The sequence below is a fragment of the Mycobacterium sp. 1274761.0 genome, assembly GCF_001668615.1.
In the GTDB taxonomy this organism is placed as follows: domain Bacteria; phylum Actinomycetota; class Actinomycetes; order Mycobacteriales; family Mycobacteriaceae; genus Mycobacterium.
This window is the reverse complement of the sequence record NZ_LZMC01000009.1, coordinates 69,984-85,605: the sequence shown is the minus strand read 5'-3', so window position 1 is coordinate 85,605 and position 15,622 is coordinate 69,984. Positions and strand designations below refer to the sequence as shown.

Annotated in this window: 17 protein-coding genes; 8 read left to right on the top strand and 9 right to left on the bottom strand. The window is 65.2% G+C overall.

Annotated features, from left to right (window positions below; translation table 11 throughout):
- Window positions 1–31 precede the first annotated feature (31 nt).
- A complete protein-coding gene (locus A5651_RS01460) occupies window positions 32–835 on the top strand; it encodes a superoxide dismutase family protein (RefSeq protein ID WP_066974812.1) in 804 nt (267 codons plus the stop codon).
- Here the strand turns inward: A5651_RS01460 and mddA are convergent.
- On the bottom strand, window positions 832–1,569 hold the full coding sequence (gene mddA, locus A5651_RS01455; protein WP_066974810.1) for a methanethiol S-methyltransferase: 738 nt from the start codon (window positions 1,567–1,569) through the stop codon (window positions 832–834). The genes A5651_RS01460 and mddA overlap by 4 nt on opposite strands.
- Before the next feature lie 127 nt (window positions 1,570–1,696).
- Between mddA and A5651_RS01450 the strand changes: the two genes are divergently transcribed.
- The 4 genes from A5651_RS01450 (at window position 1,697) to A5651_RS01435 (ending at window position 4,626) form a co-directional block, all read left to right on the top strand.
- Window positions 1,697–2,488, top strand: a complete 792-nt coding sequence (locus A5651_RS01450) for a DUF4239 domain-containing protein (protein ID WP_066974883.1) — start codon at window positions 1,697–1,699, stop codon at window positions 2,486–2,488.
- A gap of 55 nt (window positions 2,489–2,543) precedes the next feature.
- Window positions 2,544–3,128: a carboxymuconolactone decarboxylase family protein gene (locus A5651_RS01445; protein WP_066974880.1), complete on the top strand. Its 585-nt coding sequence runs from the start codon at window positions 2,544–2,546 to the stop codon at window positions 3,126–3,128.
- Between the two features lie 74 nt (window positions 3,129–3,202).
- Window positions 3,203–3,505 (top strand): hypothetical protein, encoded by a 303-nt coding sequence (locus A5651_RS01440; RefSeq protein ID WP_066974808.1) that lies wholly within the window; start codon window positions 3,203–3,205, stop codon window positions 3,503–3,505.
- Window positions 3,506–3,627: 122 nt separating this feature from the next.
- Window positions 3,628–4,626, top strand: coding sequence for an alpha/beta hydrolase family protein (locus A5651_RS01435; protein WP_197496497.1), 999 nt, complete (start codon window positions 3,628–3,630; stop codon window positions 4,624–4,626).
- 8 nt (window positions 4,627–4,634) lie between these two features.
- On the opposite strand, the gene A5651_RS01430 is transcribed toward A5651_RS01435, so the two are convergent.
- The 4 genes from A5651_RS01430 to A5651_RS01415 form a co-directional block, all read right to left on the bottom strand.
- Window positions 4,635–5,564 (bottom strand): hypothetical protein, encoded by a 930-nt coding sequence (locus A5651_RS01430; protein WP_066974806.1) that lies wholly within the window; start codon window positions 5,562–5,564, stop codon window positions 4,635–4,637.
- 11 nt (window positions 5,565–5,575) lie between these two features.
- The gene (locus A5651_RS01425) at window positions 5,576–6,325 is read right to left on the bottom strand and encodes a trypsin-like peptidase domain-containing protein (RefSeq protein ID WP_156662489.1); all 750 of its coding nucleotides are present in this window, start codon (window positions 6,323–6,325) and stop codon (window positions 5,576–5,578) included.
- Between the two features lie 11 nt (window positions 6,326–6,336).
- The gene (locus A5651_RS01420) at window positions 6,337–7,356 is read right to left on the bottom strand and encodes an NADP-dependent oxidoreductase (protein WP_082943523.1); all 1,020 of its coding nucleotides are present in this window, start codon (window positions 7,354–7,356) and stop codon (window positions 6,337–6,339) included.
- Between the two features lie 69 nt (window positions 7,357–7,425).
- Entirely contained in the window at window positions 7,426–8,022 is a 597-nt protein-coding gene (locus A5651_RS01415; RefSeq protein ID WP_066974803.1) for a DUF3558 family protein, read from the bottom strand.
- A 411-nt stretch (window positions 8,023–8,433) separates the two neighbouring features.
- On the opposite strand from A5651_RS01415, the gene A5651_RS01410 reads away from it, so the two are divergent.
- Window positions 8,434–9,504 (top strand): YncE family protein, encoded by a 1,071-nt coding sequence (locus A5651_RS01410; protein ID WP_066974802.1) that lies wholly within the window; start codon window positions 8,434–8,436, stop codon window positions 9,502–9,504.
- A gap of 3 nt (window positions 9,505–9,507) precedes the next feature.
- On the opposite strand, the gene A5651_RS01405 is transcribed toward A5651_RS01410, so the two are convergent.
- Window positions 9,508–9,819: a hypothetical protein gene (locus tag A5651_RS01405; RefSeq protein ID WP_066974801.1), complete on the bottom strand. Its 312-nt coding sequence runs from the start codon at window positions 9,817–9,819 to the stop codon at window positions 9,508–9,510.
- A 186-nt stretch (window positions 9,820–10,005) separates the two neighbouring features.
- On the opposite strand from A5651_RS01405, the gene A5651_RS01400 reads away from it, so the two are divergent.
- Together A5651_RS01400 and A5651_RS01395 are read left to right on the top strand one after the other, a co-directional pair.
- On the top strand, window positions 10,006–11,148 hold the full coding sequence (locus A5651_RS01400; RefSeq protein ID WP_197496496.1) for an alpha/beta fold hydrolase: 1,143 nt from the start codon (window positions 10,006–10,008) through the stop codon (window positions 11,146–11,148).
- Window positions 11,149–11,218: 70 nt separating this feature from the next.
- Window positions 11,219–12,850, top strand: coding sequence for a long-chain fatty acid--CoA ligase (locus A5651_RS01395; protein WP_066974799.1), 1,632 nt, complete (start codon window positions 11,219–11,221; stop codon window positions 12,848–12,850).
- 65 nt (window positions 12,851–12,915) lie between these two features.
- On the opposite strand, the gene A5651_RS01390 is transcribed toward A5651_RS01395, so the two are convergent.
- The 3 genes from A5651_RS01390 to A5651_RS01380 all read right to left on the bottom strand — a co-directional run bounded on the left by A5651_RS01390 (window position 12,916) and on the right by A5651_RS01380 (window position 15,578).
- Window positions 12,916–13,797 (bottom strand): type IV toxin-antitoxin system AbiEi family antitoxin domain-containing protein, encoded by an 882-nt coding sequence (locus A5651_RS01390; RefSeq protein ID WP_066974798.1) that lies wholly within the window; start codon window positions 13,795–13,797, stop codon window positions 12,916–12,918.
- A 145-nt stretch (window positions 13,798–13,942) separates the two neighbouring features.
- The gene (locus A5651_RS01385; RefSeq protein WP_066974797.1) at window positions 13,943–15,133 is read right to left on the bottom strand and encodes a lipid-transfer protein; all 1,191 of its coding nucleotides are present in this window, start codon (window positions 15,131–15,133) and stop codon (window positions 13,943–13,945) included.
- A 103-nt stretch (window positions 15,134–15,236) separates the two neighbouring features.
- Window positions 15,237–15,578, bottom strand: coding sequence for a DUF732 domain-containing protein (locus A5651_RS01380; protein WP_066974796.1), 342 nt, complete (start codon window positions 15,576–15,578; stop codon window positions 15,237–15,239).
- Between the last annotated feature and the right edge of the window lie 44 nt (window positions 15,579–15,622).

The window sequence follows — 15,622 nt, the reverse complement described above, 5'->3', positions numbered from 1 at the left end:
ATTCTTTCGCGGGTCCGGGTACCCCCTGTTGATGTTGATCCGTGCATCCGCAGCAGCCGCCCTGCTCGCTACGCCCGTCGCACTGTTGGCGGGTTGCAATTCCGACCAGTCCAGCACTGACAAAACGACGACGACGACGACATCGGGCGCGTCCGCGCAGACCATTAAAGCCGAAGTGAAGACGCCCGACGGTAAGCCCGTCGCCAATGCCACTATCGATTTCACCAGTGGCTACGCGACGGTGACGGTCGAAACCGTCGGATCCGGGGTGCTCTCGCCCGGCAGCCACGGTATGCATATCCACTCGGTGGGCAAATGCGAGGGCGACTTCACCTCCGCAGGGGGACATTTACAGGTTGGGGGTAGCACCGACCATCCTCACAGCAGCGGCGACCTCACCCCGCTCAACGTTCGCTCGGATGGCTCCGGCAAGGTGGTCGCAACCACCGACGCGTTCAAGGCCGACGATCTCAAAGGCCCCCAAGGATCCGCCCTGATCATTCACGCCAACGCGGATAATTTCGCCAATATCCCGCAGCGGTACACCCACGATGGTGTCCCTGGTCCCGACGCCGAGACGCTGGCAACAGGTGACTCCGGTGGACGGGTTGCCTGCGCCGTCCTGGCGCCCGCCTCGGCCAGCGCCACATCGGTGAGCACATCGACCGTCACGGAGACCACTGGTGCGCCCGTGGCTCCCGCCACGAGTCCGACGACAACATTACCGACGTCGCCGACCACGACCACGACGACGCCGTCACCAACGACCACGACGACGACGACAACAACGACGACGACAACAACAACCGCCCCCGCGCCGCCGCCCGGCGGCTAGGCACTCCGACGCCGTGGTCGGGGTATGAGCATCGGCACGTTTTTGCGGTAGTCGCGGTATTGCGCGCCCAGCGCATCGCCGAGATCGCGCTCCTCGAGCTGGATCGCGGTGAGGATGTAGCCGGTGGTGGCTACGGCGAACAGCAGGTGTCCGGCGGTCATGGTCGGCGCCGCCCAGAAGGCGACGATGAAGCCGAGCATCAGGGGATGGCGCACCAGCCGGTAGAGCAGCGACGTGCGGAATGCCAAGTCGGTGTACGGCTTTCCGCGCCATGCCAGATACACCTGCCGAAGGCCGAACAGGTCGAAGTGGTTGATCATGAACGTGGTCGCCAAGACCGTCGCCCAGCCTGCCCAGAACAACACCCACACTGCCAGCCGGCCCGCGGGTGGCCCCACATGCCAGACGGCCGCTGGCATCGTCCGCCACTGCCAGAACAGCAGAATCAGCACGGCGCTCGACAACAAGACGAACGTGCTGCGCTCGACGGGCTGCGGCACGAAGCGCGTCCACCAGCGTTTGAACCCGGGCCGGGCCATGACGCTGTGCTGGACGGCGAAGAGGCCAAGCAGCAGCATGTTGACCACGATTGCCTGACCAATGGGCGCGTCGATCCCGTGATCGACGCTGCGCGGCACGCCGATGCCGCCCACGAAACCAATTGCATAGACGAAGGCCGCCAGGAACAGGACGTAGCTCGCGGCCCCGTAACCGACTGTGAGTAAACGGGTCATGTCTTAACCCTCCGCCGCTTTGTCGCTTTAGCACATGAGGCATCTGCCTCAATCGCGGCTGGCGGCGATTTGACCCTTAGAATCCCCCACGGGGCGGACGGGGGTCCGCGACCAAAGGGGGGTGGTCGTGCTCAGGCTGCTGCAGATCCCTGCGCCGTTACTGGGACTGATGACAGTGGCATTCTTCGTCGTCGTATCCGTCGGCGGGTTGATCCTGTTCCGCAAGGCGGTTTCTCACGAACGGCTCGAGAATGCCAATGCGGTCTCAGGCCAGGTATTTCAGCTTGCCGGCGTTCTGTACGCGGTGCTTGTCGCCTTCGTCGTCGTCGTGGTGTGGGAGCAGTTCGGGGAGGCCGAAAACGCCACCGATGCCGAGGCCAGCTCAATCGTCGATCTGCTGCGGGACTCGACCGCGTTACCAGATGTGTACCAGCCCGAAGTGCAACGGACCCTCGTCGCATACACCGAGGACCTGATCAACGACGAACTGCCCAGGATGCGGCGGGGTGAGCCCATCGAGGAGGAGTCCGAGCACATGACCCAGGTATGGGCCGCATTCCTCAAAGTCCAGCCGGAGACCCGCAACGAAATTTCGTTCTTCGATCACGACATCGAGCAGCTGAACAATCTGAGTGCCAACCGCAAATTACGGGTCTCGGCGGGTGACTCGGCGATTCCCGGAGAACTCTGGGTACTGCTCATCGGCGGAGGCGCGGTCGTCATGGGGTTCACCTTCATGTTCGGGACTCGCGACCTGTTGATCCATGCCGTCGGAGTGGCGCTGACGGCGGCCCTGATGGGCTTTGTCATGTACCTCATTTTCGCGCTCGAGCATCCGTTCGTCGGCGCGCTGTCGGTCAAGCCCGACCCTTACGTGCGCGTGCTGCAGCTGTGGAAAGACGAATTGCCGCATACGTAGCGGTATCGGTCGACGAAGGGCATACGCTCGCATGGTCCCGGCGATCGGAGATCCCATGGCACGCATAACGCCGACCGACGACTTCGCGGCGATACCGACCACCGATATCGGTCAAGGTGATCGCATCAACCTCGGTGTCGCAGGCATCATGTCGCGGCTGCCCGACGTCGCCGCCGCGATCGGCGGCGTCACCGTCGCGCTGCGTGAGACAGGTGCGTTGTCGCCGCGGCTGATGGAGCTGGTCCGGCTGCGTATCGCTTTCCACAACCAGTGCCGCAGTTGCATGTCGATCCGATACCAGAGCGCCGTCGACGACGGCGTCACCGAGGACCTGGTGTGCTCGTTGGAGAAACCTGCCGAGGCAGCGGATTTGACCGACGCCGAGCGTGCGGCCTTGAGGTTCGCCGACCTTTTCGCCACCAACCATCTGGCGATCGACGACGCGGTGTACGACCAGCTCCGCGCGCATTTCACCGAGGATCAGTTGGTCGCGCTCGGGCTGCACTGCGCGATGTGCGTCGGGCTGGGGCGGCTGGCCGCCACCTGGCACGTCATCGACGACCTGCCGCAGGATTACCGCGCCGACAGCGCAACGCCGTTCGCCCCGTGGAGCGCGGCATCGGTGATCGCATCGGGCTAGCCCTACCGGCAATCTCCAACAATCTCCACATCGCCTCCAAGCGCTGACCCGCGCGCTCGCAGCAGCATGGGCCCATGAAGAACTACATGTGTTCGGCCCTGATTGGCTCAGCACTCGCGGTAACGGCACTCTCTTTGGCCGCTCCCGCCTATGCCGAATCCGCCGCCATCACCATCGGCCAGCTCGAGGCCCAAGGCTTCGACGTCAAGCTTGACCGCATCGGCAGCGCACCGCTGAATCAATGCGAGGTCGTCGACGTCCGCAACCCGCGCGAGCGAACCGAACTCGTGCGTGTCGGCGGCCGCGGCGATCGTGATTTCGTTCCCGTGGTGGTGAAGCGGACCATCACCGTCTCGCTGGACTGCTCACGCCACTGACGCTCACGATCACAGAACTTGTTGATAACAAGCCGATCACGCGCGGCGTTGCCGCGTCGGATTCGCTCGGATGCCGTTGCTACCTTGCGCGAAGGCGAGTCCGAGACGGATGAGGTGTGGCGGTGTTGGTGGAGCACGTGGCCTGCAGAACCCTACGAGCGTGGTTGTATGCAGTCGCCGTGGTGGTGGTGGCCGTGCTGACCGTGGTGGTCAGTGTGATTCAGGCGGACACCGCATCGGCCTACTCCCGCGACGGGCTGCCGGTCGAGTCATTGCAGGTTCCGTCACCGTCCATGGGCCGTGACATCAAGGTCCAGTTCCAGGGCGGCGGGCCGCATGCCGTCTACCTGTTGGACGGACTTCGCGCGCAGGACGACGCGAGCGGTTGGGACGTCAACACCTCGGCGTTCGAGTGGTTCTACCAGTCGGGCATCTCGGTGGTCATGCCCGTCGGCGGCCAGTCCAGCTTCTACACCGACTGGTATCAGCCCGCGGTGGGAAGCGCGGGCACCCAGACGTACAAGTGGGAAACCTTCCTGACGCAGGAGCTGCCCGCCTGGCTTGCCGCCAACAAAGGCCAGGATCCGTACAACAATGCCGTTGTGGGACTGTCGATGTCGGGGAGCGCGGCGCTGACGCTCGCCGTCTGGCATCCGGCTCAGTTCATCTTCGCCAGCTCGCTGTCGGGATACCTCAACCCATCGCAGGGCTTGTGGCCGACCCTGATCGGCTTGTCGATGAAGGACGCGGGCGGCTACAACGCGATGAACATGTGGGGGCCGACCAGCGACCCCGCCTGGCGCCGCAATGACCCGATGGTCAACGTGAACACGTTGGTAGCCAACCGGACCGCGCTGTGGATCTACTGCGGCAACGGAGCCATGTCAGATCTGGACGCCAACGACGGCAACTTCGGCACCATGTTCAGCGCCCAGTACCTGGAGAACATCACACTGCAGACGAACAAGGAGTTCGAGCAGAAGTACCTGGCCGCAGGCGGGCGCAACGCGATCTTCAAATTCCCGACCAACGGCACCCACAGCTGGGGATACTGGGGCGCGCAACTGCAGGAGATGAAGCCCGATCTTCTGCGTGTCCTCGGCGTCCAACAGCAGGCCTGAGGACGGAGTTACAGCGGGGCGAGCGTTTCCTGGTTCTCTCTGGAGATCAACGTGTTTCGGTCGGCATGGTTCCAGAGCTCGAAACTCTGAACGGTCCAGAACAGCGCGAACTCGAGCAGCAGGGCGGTCTCTAGGGCGAAGATCGGGATGTTCCACGCGTCGCCGTGCGGGTGAGAGAGCCTGCCGATGACGGCCATCGCGATGGCGCCGGCCACTGAGCCGACCATCATCCATCCGATCACCCGGTACACGCGCCGGTAGCGCTCCCGCTTCAACGGGTCCTGCATGTCCTGATTGCCGGCCAGGTAGGCGTTGATGAAGACGACGGCACCGATGATGACGAAGATCAACACCGCGGCAACCCAGTGCGCCGTCGCCTCGAATTCATCGGGAAACCACCAGAATCCGATGATGAAGGCGGCGACGACGAGCACCGATGCCGCTCGCAGCCCATTGCCCCACCGGCTGGTCTCCGACCGCGATTCTCTGTCGACGAGGTAAACGAACGCGGTGATGGTCCACGCCACCGCCAACGCAACGATCACGGCGCCCACGTTGTTGGAGATCGCCGCCGACCTGTCATCCGCCGTGGGCAGAACCTGTTGGCAGCCGGTGTTATCGGGCAGCGGGATCGGGACGAACGCAACGATGAACGCGAGCGTGCCTGCCAGGTTCAGCAGCACGTCCTCGGTGTCCTTGCTGCCCTTGTAGACGATCAGCAGGATGCCGAGGCAACAGAGCGTCGCGACAAACACGTTGCGTGCGGCGGTGTAGTAGTAGGCGCTGATCGAGTTCTGCCAGCAGTCGGTGGGCAGGCTGTCAATGGCGATGGCTGCGAACAGCATGACGATCACCACGGCCATGCCGGCGCGCAGATAGCGATATGTATCCCGGCCTGTGCGCGGCGATTCCGGGGTGCGCTGGGATGCCGTCGTCATGCCGTCGCTCCTCAGATGACGCAACCGCCGGTGTCGGCGGGCTGTCGCCCATGCACCCGTGCCATCTGCGGGGCCACCTCTTCGGCGGTCATCGCGAAGCCGGTTGTCGAATCGTTGGTGCCCGCACCGAAGAACACGCCGAGGACGTGGCCGTACAGGTCGACGAGAGCGCTCCCGCTCGCACCCGACTGCGCGAAGGAACCGACGAGGAGATAGACCTCGCGCGTCACTATCGTCGCCCGGTAGATGTCGGGTCCGTTGAGGTCGATCACTTGACGGACCTGGACCGGGGACGCGGTGAACGACGCGGCACCCGGATAGCCGAGCACCAATGCGTCTGTCCCGGTGCCCGCGGTGTATTCGGCGAACTCCAACGGTTCCGCCGCCAAATCAGGCACGTCGAGGATCGCGATGTCGGCCTGCGGATCATAGGAGACCACCTGAGCGCCATAAGATTTCGTCTCAGCGGCGACAGAGAAGGATTCGGCGCCCGCGACGACATGGGCGTTGGTCATCACCTTGTGCGGTGCCACTACGAACCCGCTGCCGTCGGTGACCTTCCAGCAGCTCTGCGACTCGCCGTGGACCTTGACCACGCTCGGCCTGGCCTTGGCGACCAGCCCGTCGGTCGACGCGGCGGGCTCCACGTCGTGAGCCGTGGTGGGGTGTGTCAGCCGCCGCACGGTGTCGCCGATGCCCCCGCAGCCCGTGACCGCGACAACCATTGCCACCGTCAGGGCCAGCACGCGAATGAGCTTCACCGTCAACAACTTTACGCCGGCGTCGGTTCGCTGACCTTGACCAGCATCTTGCCGATGTTCGCTCCGGTGAACAGCCCGTTGAGCGCTTCCACGCACGACTCGAGGCCGTCGTACACCGTCTGGCGGTGCGTGAGGAGGCCGTCCCGCTCCCAGCCGCTCAGCGCCGCGAACGCCTCGTCGAAGCGTCCCCACTCGTTGAGCGCATTGAACCCTTGCATCAGCGCGGTTTTCGCCAACAGGTTGACGTAGTTCGCCGGTCCCGGGTGCTCACCGGTCAAGTAGCTGGAGATGACGCCGCACAGCACCACCCGGGCATTGTGTGCCAAGCGGCCCAGCACCGCGTCAAGGATCGCCCCGCCCACGTTGTCGAAGTACACGTCGACGCCTCGCGGGCAGTGCGTTTTGAGCGCGGCCTTCACGTCCTCGTACTTGTAGTCGATGCACGCATCGAAGCCGAAGTCGTCGACCACCGCCCGGCATTTCTCCGGGCCCCCGGCGATGCCCACGACGCGGGCACCCGCGATGCGGGCGATCTGGCCGGCCACCGACCCCGTCGCGCCTGCCGCCGCCGACACCACGACCGTCTCTCCGGGCTGCGGTCTGCCGACGCCGGTCATGCCGAAATAGGCTGTGGCACCGGTCGGTCCGTAGACCGACATGACCGCCAACTGGTCGGTGTAGCCCTCGACCGGCGTGGCGAAGATGTCGTCGCGTATGATCGCGTACTCCTGAAATCCCGTCAGGGTGGTGACCACGTCACCCACGGCGTAGGCGCCACAGCGCGACGCCACCACCTCGCCGATCCCCGCCGCGCGGATGACCTCGCCCACTTGCACCGGCGGCAGGTAGCCGGGTTGGTCGTCGAGCCAGGTGCGTGCGGCTGCGTCGATCCCGATGTAGGTGGTCTTGAGCAACGCTTCACCCTCAGCGATGTCGGGCGCGGGCGTCGTGACCACCTCCGTGTCGTCGGGCTTGACCAACCCGACGGGACGGCGTCGAAGCAGGATCTGGCGATTCATCAGCTCGGCCACGACGCCGAAACTAGCGGAGCAAGCGGCCTTTTGGAGGCGGTACGCGCCAACGTGTCACCGTCTCGCGGATCAGGAAAAGCCGCGCACCTTCGGAAGGAGCGCTTCGGCGACCTGTTCGGATTCGGCCTGGTTCTGCTGATCGTCGCCGCCACTTGCGTACACGTCGAGCTGGATCGTGCCGACGAGCACAAACAGGTGGCAGTCGCGCCAGTAGGCGTCGTCACCGATTCCCGGTAGCGATGGCGACCCGGCCCATGCGGTCGTGAAATCCGCGGGTGCGGTTCGGGTCACGAACAGCGCGAGCTGGCCCCCGGACTGCTGCCACTGGCAGTACCGCGTCGACGCGGTCGCGTCGCCATCCCTATCGACCTGGATGATGTCGCGACCGGTCAGCCCGGTGACGTCGGTGTCGCTCAACAACGTGCACGGGTCGGGGATGCCGGCGCTCGTGCCCGCGGGGCTCTGCGCGCCGACGGAGGACGTCGTCTCGGGGGCGGGAGATTGTGCGGGCGGTGGTGGCTCGTTCCGACTACACGCGGCGGAAACCAGAACGAGGACGATGAGGATGACGAGTCTGCGAATCGATACTCCACCGCCGGGCGCGCGGCCGTAGCCAGAATCGTCAAGATCCGGCGCCCTACCGCCGCGGGCTGTTCCAGCGAACATCGGCGGCGGCCGCACCTAGCGCCGACTGTGACGCGCTCGGACGTCATCCCCCGGTGAGGCGCGGCCGACACGAGTTTGCTGAGCGCAAATAATGTGTTCTGCATCTCATTTTCGGGGCGAAAAGTAAGAATCTGATTTTGAACCTCATTCGTCACATTCCGAAACTTCCCTTGCCTCGGGAATATCCCGACACGTCAGGGCCGTTTTCCTATTTGCCTACGCGGCGTAACAAATTCATAACGGACGCTTTTCTAAGCATTATCTGAGACAAAACATCCCTGAGATGAGAATCCATCGTCAGGCTTACTCGACGGTGGAATTTTCGTCGCTAGACTCGGTCGGGACCTGCGCCGAACACGCGCATCTATTCGTGATCGCTGCCGAACGTAGCCAAACCGGCACAAGCAACCGATGAACAGGGCAAATACCGCCATGCATAAGAACACCGTCCATACGGACCCCACCGGGACCGCGGCCGTAGACCCCGAATACGCCGTGCTCACCGCAGTCGACATCGGCCGCGGCCCGATCGCCGACGTGGCGGTCAGCGCCGACGGCGCGACGATCGTTGCCACCCACTACGGCGACCGCAGCGTCTCTCTCATCGACGCCCACGCGATGATCGTCGAGGCGGACATCGACATGCCTGTCGAACCTCACCTCGTGACCGCCGGCGAACGCCGCGCCTATGTGACGATCTCCGGGCATCACTACGACTCGGTCGCGACGATCGACACGGTAAACAAGCAGGTCATCGCCAATCATCCGGTTGAAGGCATCGCGACCGACGTCGCCGTCAGCCCCGATGCAACCCGAATCTTCGTCGCGCGAATCGCCGACGACCGCCTGGGTCTCGTCGCCATCAACACGTTCGGACGAACCCGCACAATCGACCTCGCCGACGCCGCTGGCCGCACGATCGACGCCGTGCGGGTCAGCCCCAACGGACGCCTCGTCTATGTTGCGACCTCCGACGCCGTCAGCGGCACCATGTTCGTCGTTGATGCCGCCAACGGCCGGGTGGTCCGCGACGTGCCCATCGCATCACCGATCAGGGACATCGTGCTGAGCCGCAACGGCGCGCTCATCTACGTGGCCAGCTTCGACACGCAGTGGGGCGGTTCGGTCGACATCATCGACACCGCCATCAACGAGATCACCGCCAAGGTCGGCATCGGCGGGGCGCCCATGCAGATGGCGCTCAGCGCCGACGGTGAACGCCTCTACATCACCGACTATGAGCACGTCGCCGTCATGTGCACGGAGACCAATTCCGTCATCGACCTACTCAACGTGACCGCAGAGCCGTCCTGCGTCGCGGTCAGCCCGGACGGCACCCGGTTGTACGTCGCCGACCACGCCGGCGCCATCACGGTGCTGTCTGTCGCGTCGGCGCTCAGCGACATGGAGACCGAGCGGCTCATCAGCGTGAACGTGAGCGCTGCACCGGAGCTTCGGCAGCGGGAGCCGGCGACCGTCTAGGTATCAGCGGCCGTTGCAGTCCAACGTCACCGAAATGGACTGGCTGACGACCTGCAGCACCAGCGGCCGGTCGTGGCCGGCATTACCTGGGCCGACGTAGGGCACCCACTGCGTCACCTGTTTCGGGTTGCGGACGTTGGTCACCACACACTCGCTCATCGGTGCTGTGCCGATGCGGTCGATGTTGACGGTGTAGCCCTCGTCGCGCAGCCGGTTGATCGTCGCCTGGGCGTCCTCATCGGCCGACGCGACGCCGACAGGCGCGGCGGCCGCAGCGCACACACCGACGGCCGCAGCTGCGAGCGTCCACCTCATGACCGCACCTCTCTTCGCTGGTTGGGATCAATGATCCCTCACATACATCGCGAGCGACATGCAATTGGTTCCCCGTCGACACTCCCCGCGCGTGTCGTGAGGTTCATCGCTGATCGATGGCCTCGTAATCAACCCCACATCACCAGGGGATGGCATTGGTTTCCGCGAATGGGGAACCATGACGATGTGAGTCAGACATCGGTAGCTCCGCAAGCGGCCACGGCTGCCCGGGTCCGGCTGTCCCACCACGTCCTGACTCTCGACGACGGGCACAAGGTGGGCGTCACCGTCGGTGGCAAAGGTGTGCCGCTGGTCTTCCTGCACGGCATCGCGCTCAGCGGGCGGGCCTACGTGCGATTGCTGAGCCGGTTGGCCGGCATGGGGTTCCTGGTCGTCGCGCTCGACGCGGCAGGCCACGGCGTCACCCCGAACCTGCCCCGCAATGCTGCCGACATGAGCCATCGGGTCGAGCTGACGATGCGCACATTGGATGCGCTCGGCGTCCGCAAGGCGGTCTTCCTCGGGCATTCGATGGGCGGCAGGATGATCGTCCAGCTGGCGGCCATCGCGCCCGAGCGGGTGGTGGCCGCGGTGCTGTTGAACGCCGCCGCAGGCTCGGCATTCGATGAGTCGGTGCGGGCGCCGGTGCGTTCGCCTCGACGGGCCGTGCAGGCGGTGCTGAACGCCGCCTATGACGCGCCGCGCGATCCGCGCCGGCTGCCCGCCCCCGAGCGCAACCGCTACCTGCGGCAGATGGCGGGTGCGCTGGCCCGCAATGTGCGCACGCCGCTCGGGCTGCCCGGCGCCCTGCGGGCGATCATCGACTCCGGCGACTATTCGCCGCTGCTGGAGGCGATGCGCGAGCACGGCGTGCCGACCATCGTCGTGCACGGCGAGAACGACCTCGTCGTTCCATTCGACAGCGCGCTGGACATGGCCGAGCGCGCCGACGCCACGCTGTATCGGGTGCCCGGCGCCTACCACTCGTGGATGCTGGCCAACCCGCGCCAGGGCGCCGACATGATCCGGCAGTTGTTGGCCGCCGAGCTCGGTGACGTGCTGCGCGAGGCGGCTCGGCAGCAGGGCATCGTCGGTGTACCCGGGGGCTGGGCGCAGGCCTTTCTGACCGAGGACTCACGGCTGCACTCGCTGGAGGAAACGCCGCTCGAGGCCGTCGGTGTCGAGCCGTTCGAGCCCGTCGAGCTGGAGCGGCTGCGCAGTGCCCGGCGGGTGCCGCGGCGCAGGGCGGCGTGGCGGTGGCGCTGGTTCGATCGGTGGCGCCGCCGGGGCGACGAGGGGTCATCGGACGGAACCGCCGACACCGCCTGAGCGCCGGATTAGCATCGCGTCCATCTGGCCGCGTCGGGCACGGCGCACGAAGTCTTCAGGGGGTTACCCGATGGACAGCACGATGCAGGACGTCCCGCTGACGATCGCCGCCATCATGCGGCACGCTTGCGATCTGCACGGCGATCGCACCGTCACGACGGCCACCGGCGACGGCTACCGACACACCACCGTTCGTGACGTCGGTGAGCAGGCGGGACGGCTGGCGAATGCCTTGCGCCGCATGGGAATCTCGGGCGATGAGCGGGTGGCGACGTTCATGTGGAACAACGCCGAGCACTTGACCGCCTACCTGGCCATCCCGTCGATGGGCGCGGTGCTGCACACGCTCAACATCCGGCTCTCGCCCGAACAGATCGCGTTCATTGCCAACGAGGCAGAAGATCAGATCGTCATCGCCGACCTGTCGTTGACCGCTGCGCTGGCGCCGGTACTGCCGCTGCTGGAGACGGTGCACACCTTAGTGGTCGTCGGTGACGGCGACATCGACGCGCTATCGGACTCAGGGAAGACCATCGTCCGCTACGACGACGTGCTGGCGGCGGAGTCGCCGGAGTTCGCATGGCCGCAGCTCGACGAGAGATCTGCCGCTGCGATGTGCTACACCAGCGGAACCACCGGCAACCCGAAAGGCGTTGTCTACAGCCATCGGTCGAGCTATCTGCACGCGATGATGACGAACACCGCCAACGCGGTGGGCCTGACGTGCGCCGACACGGTGCTGCCCGTCGTTCCGATGTTCCACGCCAACGCCTGGGGCATGCCCTACGGCGCTCTGATGGCAGGCGCGGGCATGGTGATGACCGACCGGTTCCTCGACTCGAAATCGCTGATCGACCTGATCGAAACGCAACGCCCCACGGTCGCCGCCGCGGTGCCGACGATCTGGAACGACGTTCTGCACTGCCTGGAAAGCTCTCCGGGACATGATATTTCGTCGCTGCGGCTGGTGACATGCGGCGGGTCTGCGGTGCCGACGTCGATGATGAAGGCGTTCCAGGACAAGCACGGCGTCACGATCGTGCAAGCGTGGGGGATGACCGAGACCTCCCCGCTGGCGACGATCGCGCGGCCGCTGCCCGGCGCCGACCGCGACGCATACTGGGCGCAGCGTGCCACGCAGGGCCGCGCGGTGTGCGGCGTCGAGGCGCGGATCGTCGACGACGACGGCAATCCGCTGCCGCACGACGGCGAGGCAGTCGGCGAGGTGCAGGTGCGGGGCCCGTGGGTCACCGGCGCGTACTACGGCGGCCGTGACGAGGAGAAGTTCGCCGGCGGCTGGCTGCACACCGGCGACGTCGGCCGCATCGACGCGGCCGGCTTCGTCACGCTGACCGATCGCGCGAAAGACGTCATCAAGTCCGGTGGGGAGTGGATCTCGTCGGTGGAATTGGAGAACCACTTGATGGGCCACCCCGCGGTCGCCGAGGCTGCAGTCGTAGCGGTGCCCGATGAGCGCTGGCAGGAGCGGCCGCTAGCCGTCGTCGTCGTCAACGAAGGCGCCGATGTGTGCGCGAAGGAGCTACGGGATTACCTCTGCGACAAGGTCGTCCGGTGGTGGCTGCCCGAGCGGTGGGCGTTCATCGACCAGGTGCCGCTCACCAGCGTCGGTAAGTTCGACAAGAAGACGATCCGGGCGCGCTACGCCGAAAACGCCTACGACGTCATCGAACAGCGCGACTGACGGTCCCTGGCGAGCAGACGCTAACGCATGCGACACGCCGCATCACATGATGCGTTTGCGTCTGCTCAGCCGACAAGGGTCGCACGATCGAGGTATCCGAAAATTCGTGCGACGAGATCGGCTTGAGTTCGTCGAATGTCGTCAACGACGATGGGCATCACTGAGTATCCGCATTCTTGCAGTCGCGCAGTCTTGATTCGATCTCGTTTGACGGCTGCAGGATTGGCATGCCATTCCATGCTGTCGTATTCAGCGAGGAGCATCGCGTCAGGCCATGCGAAGTCAACGCGCCACAGATCCCCGCACCTGTCGATGACCTCAAATTGGAGGTCCGGTAGCGGCAGGCCGCCGTCGATGAACACCAGCCGCGCTTCGCTCTCCATCGGCGACTCGGCTCGGCCGTCGGCGTATGCGATCAACTCGCGTACTTTGACGATGCCTCGCCGCCCTGCCTGCTCGTGGATGGCTGCGCTGATTTCCTCGCGATTGCAGGTGCCGGACCTCAACGCAGCGTCGAGGACAGCCAGCACGCGTGGTCGTCTCAGCGTCCGCGCAACTTCGACGGCCGTCCACGCCGGAGCTGTTGCGAGGCGACCGCGCACCCGAATCAGCGGAGCACCCACTCTCTGGTGGACCACGAGGCCTGCTACCGGTCGCATCCTCACTCCGGGATCGAGTACGTGAATGCGTTGGTCCGGCTCGGTATCAAAGCCGTGCAGCTGCGCGGCTGTGTTCATACAGGCCACCATCCGCTCGGGTGCGATCAAGTCCAGCCCGACGAGTTTGGTGCGGGTGTCGGGTGGCGCCAACGCGTAGACACCGCGCCAAACACGCACGAGCGCACCGGACTTGATGTGAGACATCAGCGTGCCCCGGGACATCACGGTCAGCAGCTGTTGCCTGGTGGCGACTCCGCCTGTCGCCATGAACAGCTCCTCGATGAACATTCATCGATGTTGTCCGCAGCCGCAGAGGTGGCCAATACCTCATCGGAGATCTGTGGATAGAAGCGCCAGTCTCAACGGCGAGCAGACGCCAACGCACACGACACGCCGCCAATTCGATGCATTCGCGTCTGCTCGCGGAGGGAAGCTAGCGCTCGGCGCGCTGGTATGCCGTCACCACCGCGGCGCCGCCGAGCCCGATGTTGTGCTGCAGGGCGGCGGTGACATTGTCGACCTGACGCTTGTCCGCGGTTCCGCGCAGTTGCCACGTCAGCTCCGCGCACTGGGCCAGGCCGGTGGCGCCCAGCGGATGACCCTTCGAGATCAACCCACCCGACGGATTGACCACCCAGCGCCCGCCATAGGTCGTCTCGCCGTTGTCGATCAGCTTCGGCGCCTCACCCTCGCTGCACAGGCCCAGCGCCTCGTACAGCAGCAGTTCGTTGGCGGAGAAGCAGTCGTGCAGCTCGATTACTTGGAAGTCCGCAGGCCCAAGACCTGACTGGTCGTAAACCTGCTGTGCGGCTTGGACATTCATGTCGTAACCGATGATGTTCTTGGCGCTGCCGTCGAACGTCGACTCGAAGTCGGTGGTCATCGCCTGCCCAACGATCTCCACCGCCTGCCCGGCCAGGCCGTGCTTGTCGACGAACGCCTCGCTGGCCACGATCGCCGCGCCCGACCCGTCGGACGTCGGCGAGCACTGCAGCTTGGTCACCGGATCGGAGATCATCTTCGCGGCCAGGATGTCGTCGAGGGTGTACTCCTCCTGAAATTGCGCATACGGGTTGTTCACCGAGTGCTTGTGGTTCTTGTAACCGATTTTCGCGAAATGCTCTGCTGTGGTGCCGTATTTGCGCATGTGCTCGCGGCCCGCGGCGGCGAACATCCACGGCGCCACCGGCAACGCAAACTCGTCCATTGCAGCCAGCGCCTTGATGTGCCGCCCCAACGGCGACTCGCGGTCCTCGGCGCCGCCAGCCAGGGCGCCCGGTTGCATCTTCTCGAAACCGAGCGCGATCGCACAATCGGCAAGCCCGCCCCGGATCGTCTGCGCGGCAAGGAAAAGCGCCGTCGAACCCGTCGAACAGTTGTTGTTCACGTTGACGATCGGAATGCCGGTCATGCCGAGCTCGTAGAGTGCCCGGTTGCCGGATGTCGAGTCGCCCGAGCAGTAGCCGACGAAGCCCTGCTCGACCTCGGAATAATGAATGCCCGCGTCCTCGAGCGCTTTGGTGCCCGACTCGCGCGCCATGTCGGGGTAGTCCCAGCCTTCACGGCGGCCGGGCTTTTCGAACTTCGTCATGCCGACCCCGACGACGAAAACCTTGTTTGGCATTTCGACCCATCCCTTCGCTGCACTGCGCGGTCGAGGTGAAACATAGCGCGACGAGGCCCCGGCCGGGGAGAGGTGGGTCCGGCCGGGGCCTCTGGAGGCAGGGCTAGGGGAGCAGCCTGGCGTGCTCGGGGCAGTAGCTGAAGACCGATTCGACGACGAACACGGCGGCCTGGTGTGTGGTCAGGTCGGTGTTGGCGAGGATCTCGTCACCCAGGTCGAGCGGATCGGCGCCGTCGTCGATCGAGCCGCACACGTAATGCGCGTTCGCGACGGCCGTCTTGGCCGAGTCGTACGAGATGCCTTCTTTGCGTATGTTGGCCAGGAATTCGTCGTCGGCCGAGGACACGGCGTTTGCGGTGCCCGCGCCGGTGAAGGCGGCCAGGCCGAGGCCCGTGGCGGCGATCGCGGTAACGGCGAATGTGGTAACTCGATGCGTGGCGAACATTGGCGGCTCCTTGATGTCGATACCCGGCCGTTGTGCCGGTGCGA

Excerpts from the sequence above, each read along its gene's own strand:
- A5651_RS01445 (WP_066974880.1), top strand. The coding sequence starts at position 2,544 with ATGGCACGCATAACGCCGACCGACGACTTCGCGGCGATACCGACCACC.
- A5651_RS01415 (WP_066974803.1), bottom strand. The coding sequence starts at position 8,022 with ATGTTCGCTGGAACAGCCCGCGGCGGTAGGGCGCCGGATCTTGACGAT.
- A5651_RS01440 (WP_066974808.1), top strand. The coding sequence starts at position 3,203 with ATGAAGAACTACATGTGTTCGGCCCTGATTGGCTCAGCACTCGCGGTA.
- A5651_RS01410 (WP_066974802.1), top strand. The coding sequence starts at position 8,434 with ATGAACAGGGCAAATACCGCCATGCATAAGAACACCGTCCATACGGAC.
- A5651_RS01460 (WP_066974812.1), top strand. The coding sequence starts at position 32 with ATGTTGATCCGTGCATCCGCAGCAGCCGCCCTGCTCGCTACGCCCGTC.
- mddA (WP_066974810.1), bottom strand. The coding sequence starts at position 1,569 with ATGACCCGTTTACTCACAGTCGGTTACGGGGCCGCGAGCTACGTCCTG.
- A5651_RS01385 (WP_066974797.1), bottom strand. The coding sequence starts at position 15,133 with ATGCCAAACAAGGTTTTCGTCGTCGGGGTCGGCATGACGAAGTTCGAA.
- A5651_RS01430 (WP_066974806.1), bottom strand. The coding sequence starts at position 5,564 with ATGACGACGGCATCCCAGCGCACCCCGGAATCGCCGCGCACAGGCCGG.
- A5651_RS01390 (WP_066974798.1), bottom strand. The coding sequence starts at position 13,797 with ATGTTCATCGAGGAGCTGTTCATGGCGACAGGCGGAGTCGCCACCAGG.
- A5651_RS01395 (WP_066974799.1), top strand. The coding sequence starts at position 11,219 with ATGGACAGCACGATGCAGGACGTCCCGCTGACGATCGCCGCCATCATG.
- A5651_RS01380 (WP_066974796.1), bottom strand. The coding sequence starts at position 15,578 with ATGTTCGCCACGCATCGAGTTACCACATTCGCCGTTACCGCGATCGCC.
- A5651_RS01405 (WP_066974801.1), bottom strand. The coding sequence starts at position 9,819 with ATGAGGTGGACGCTCGCAGCTGCGGCCGTCGGTGTGTGCGCTGCGGCC.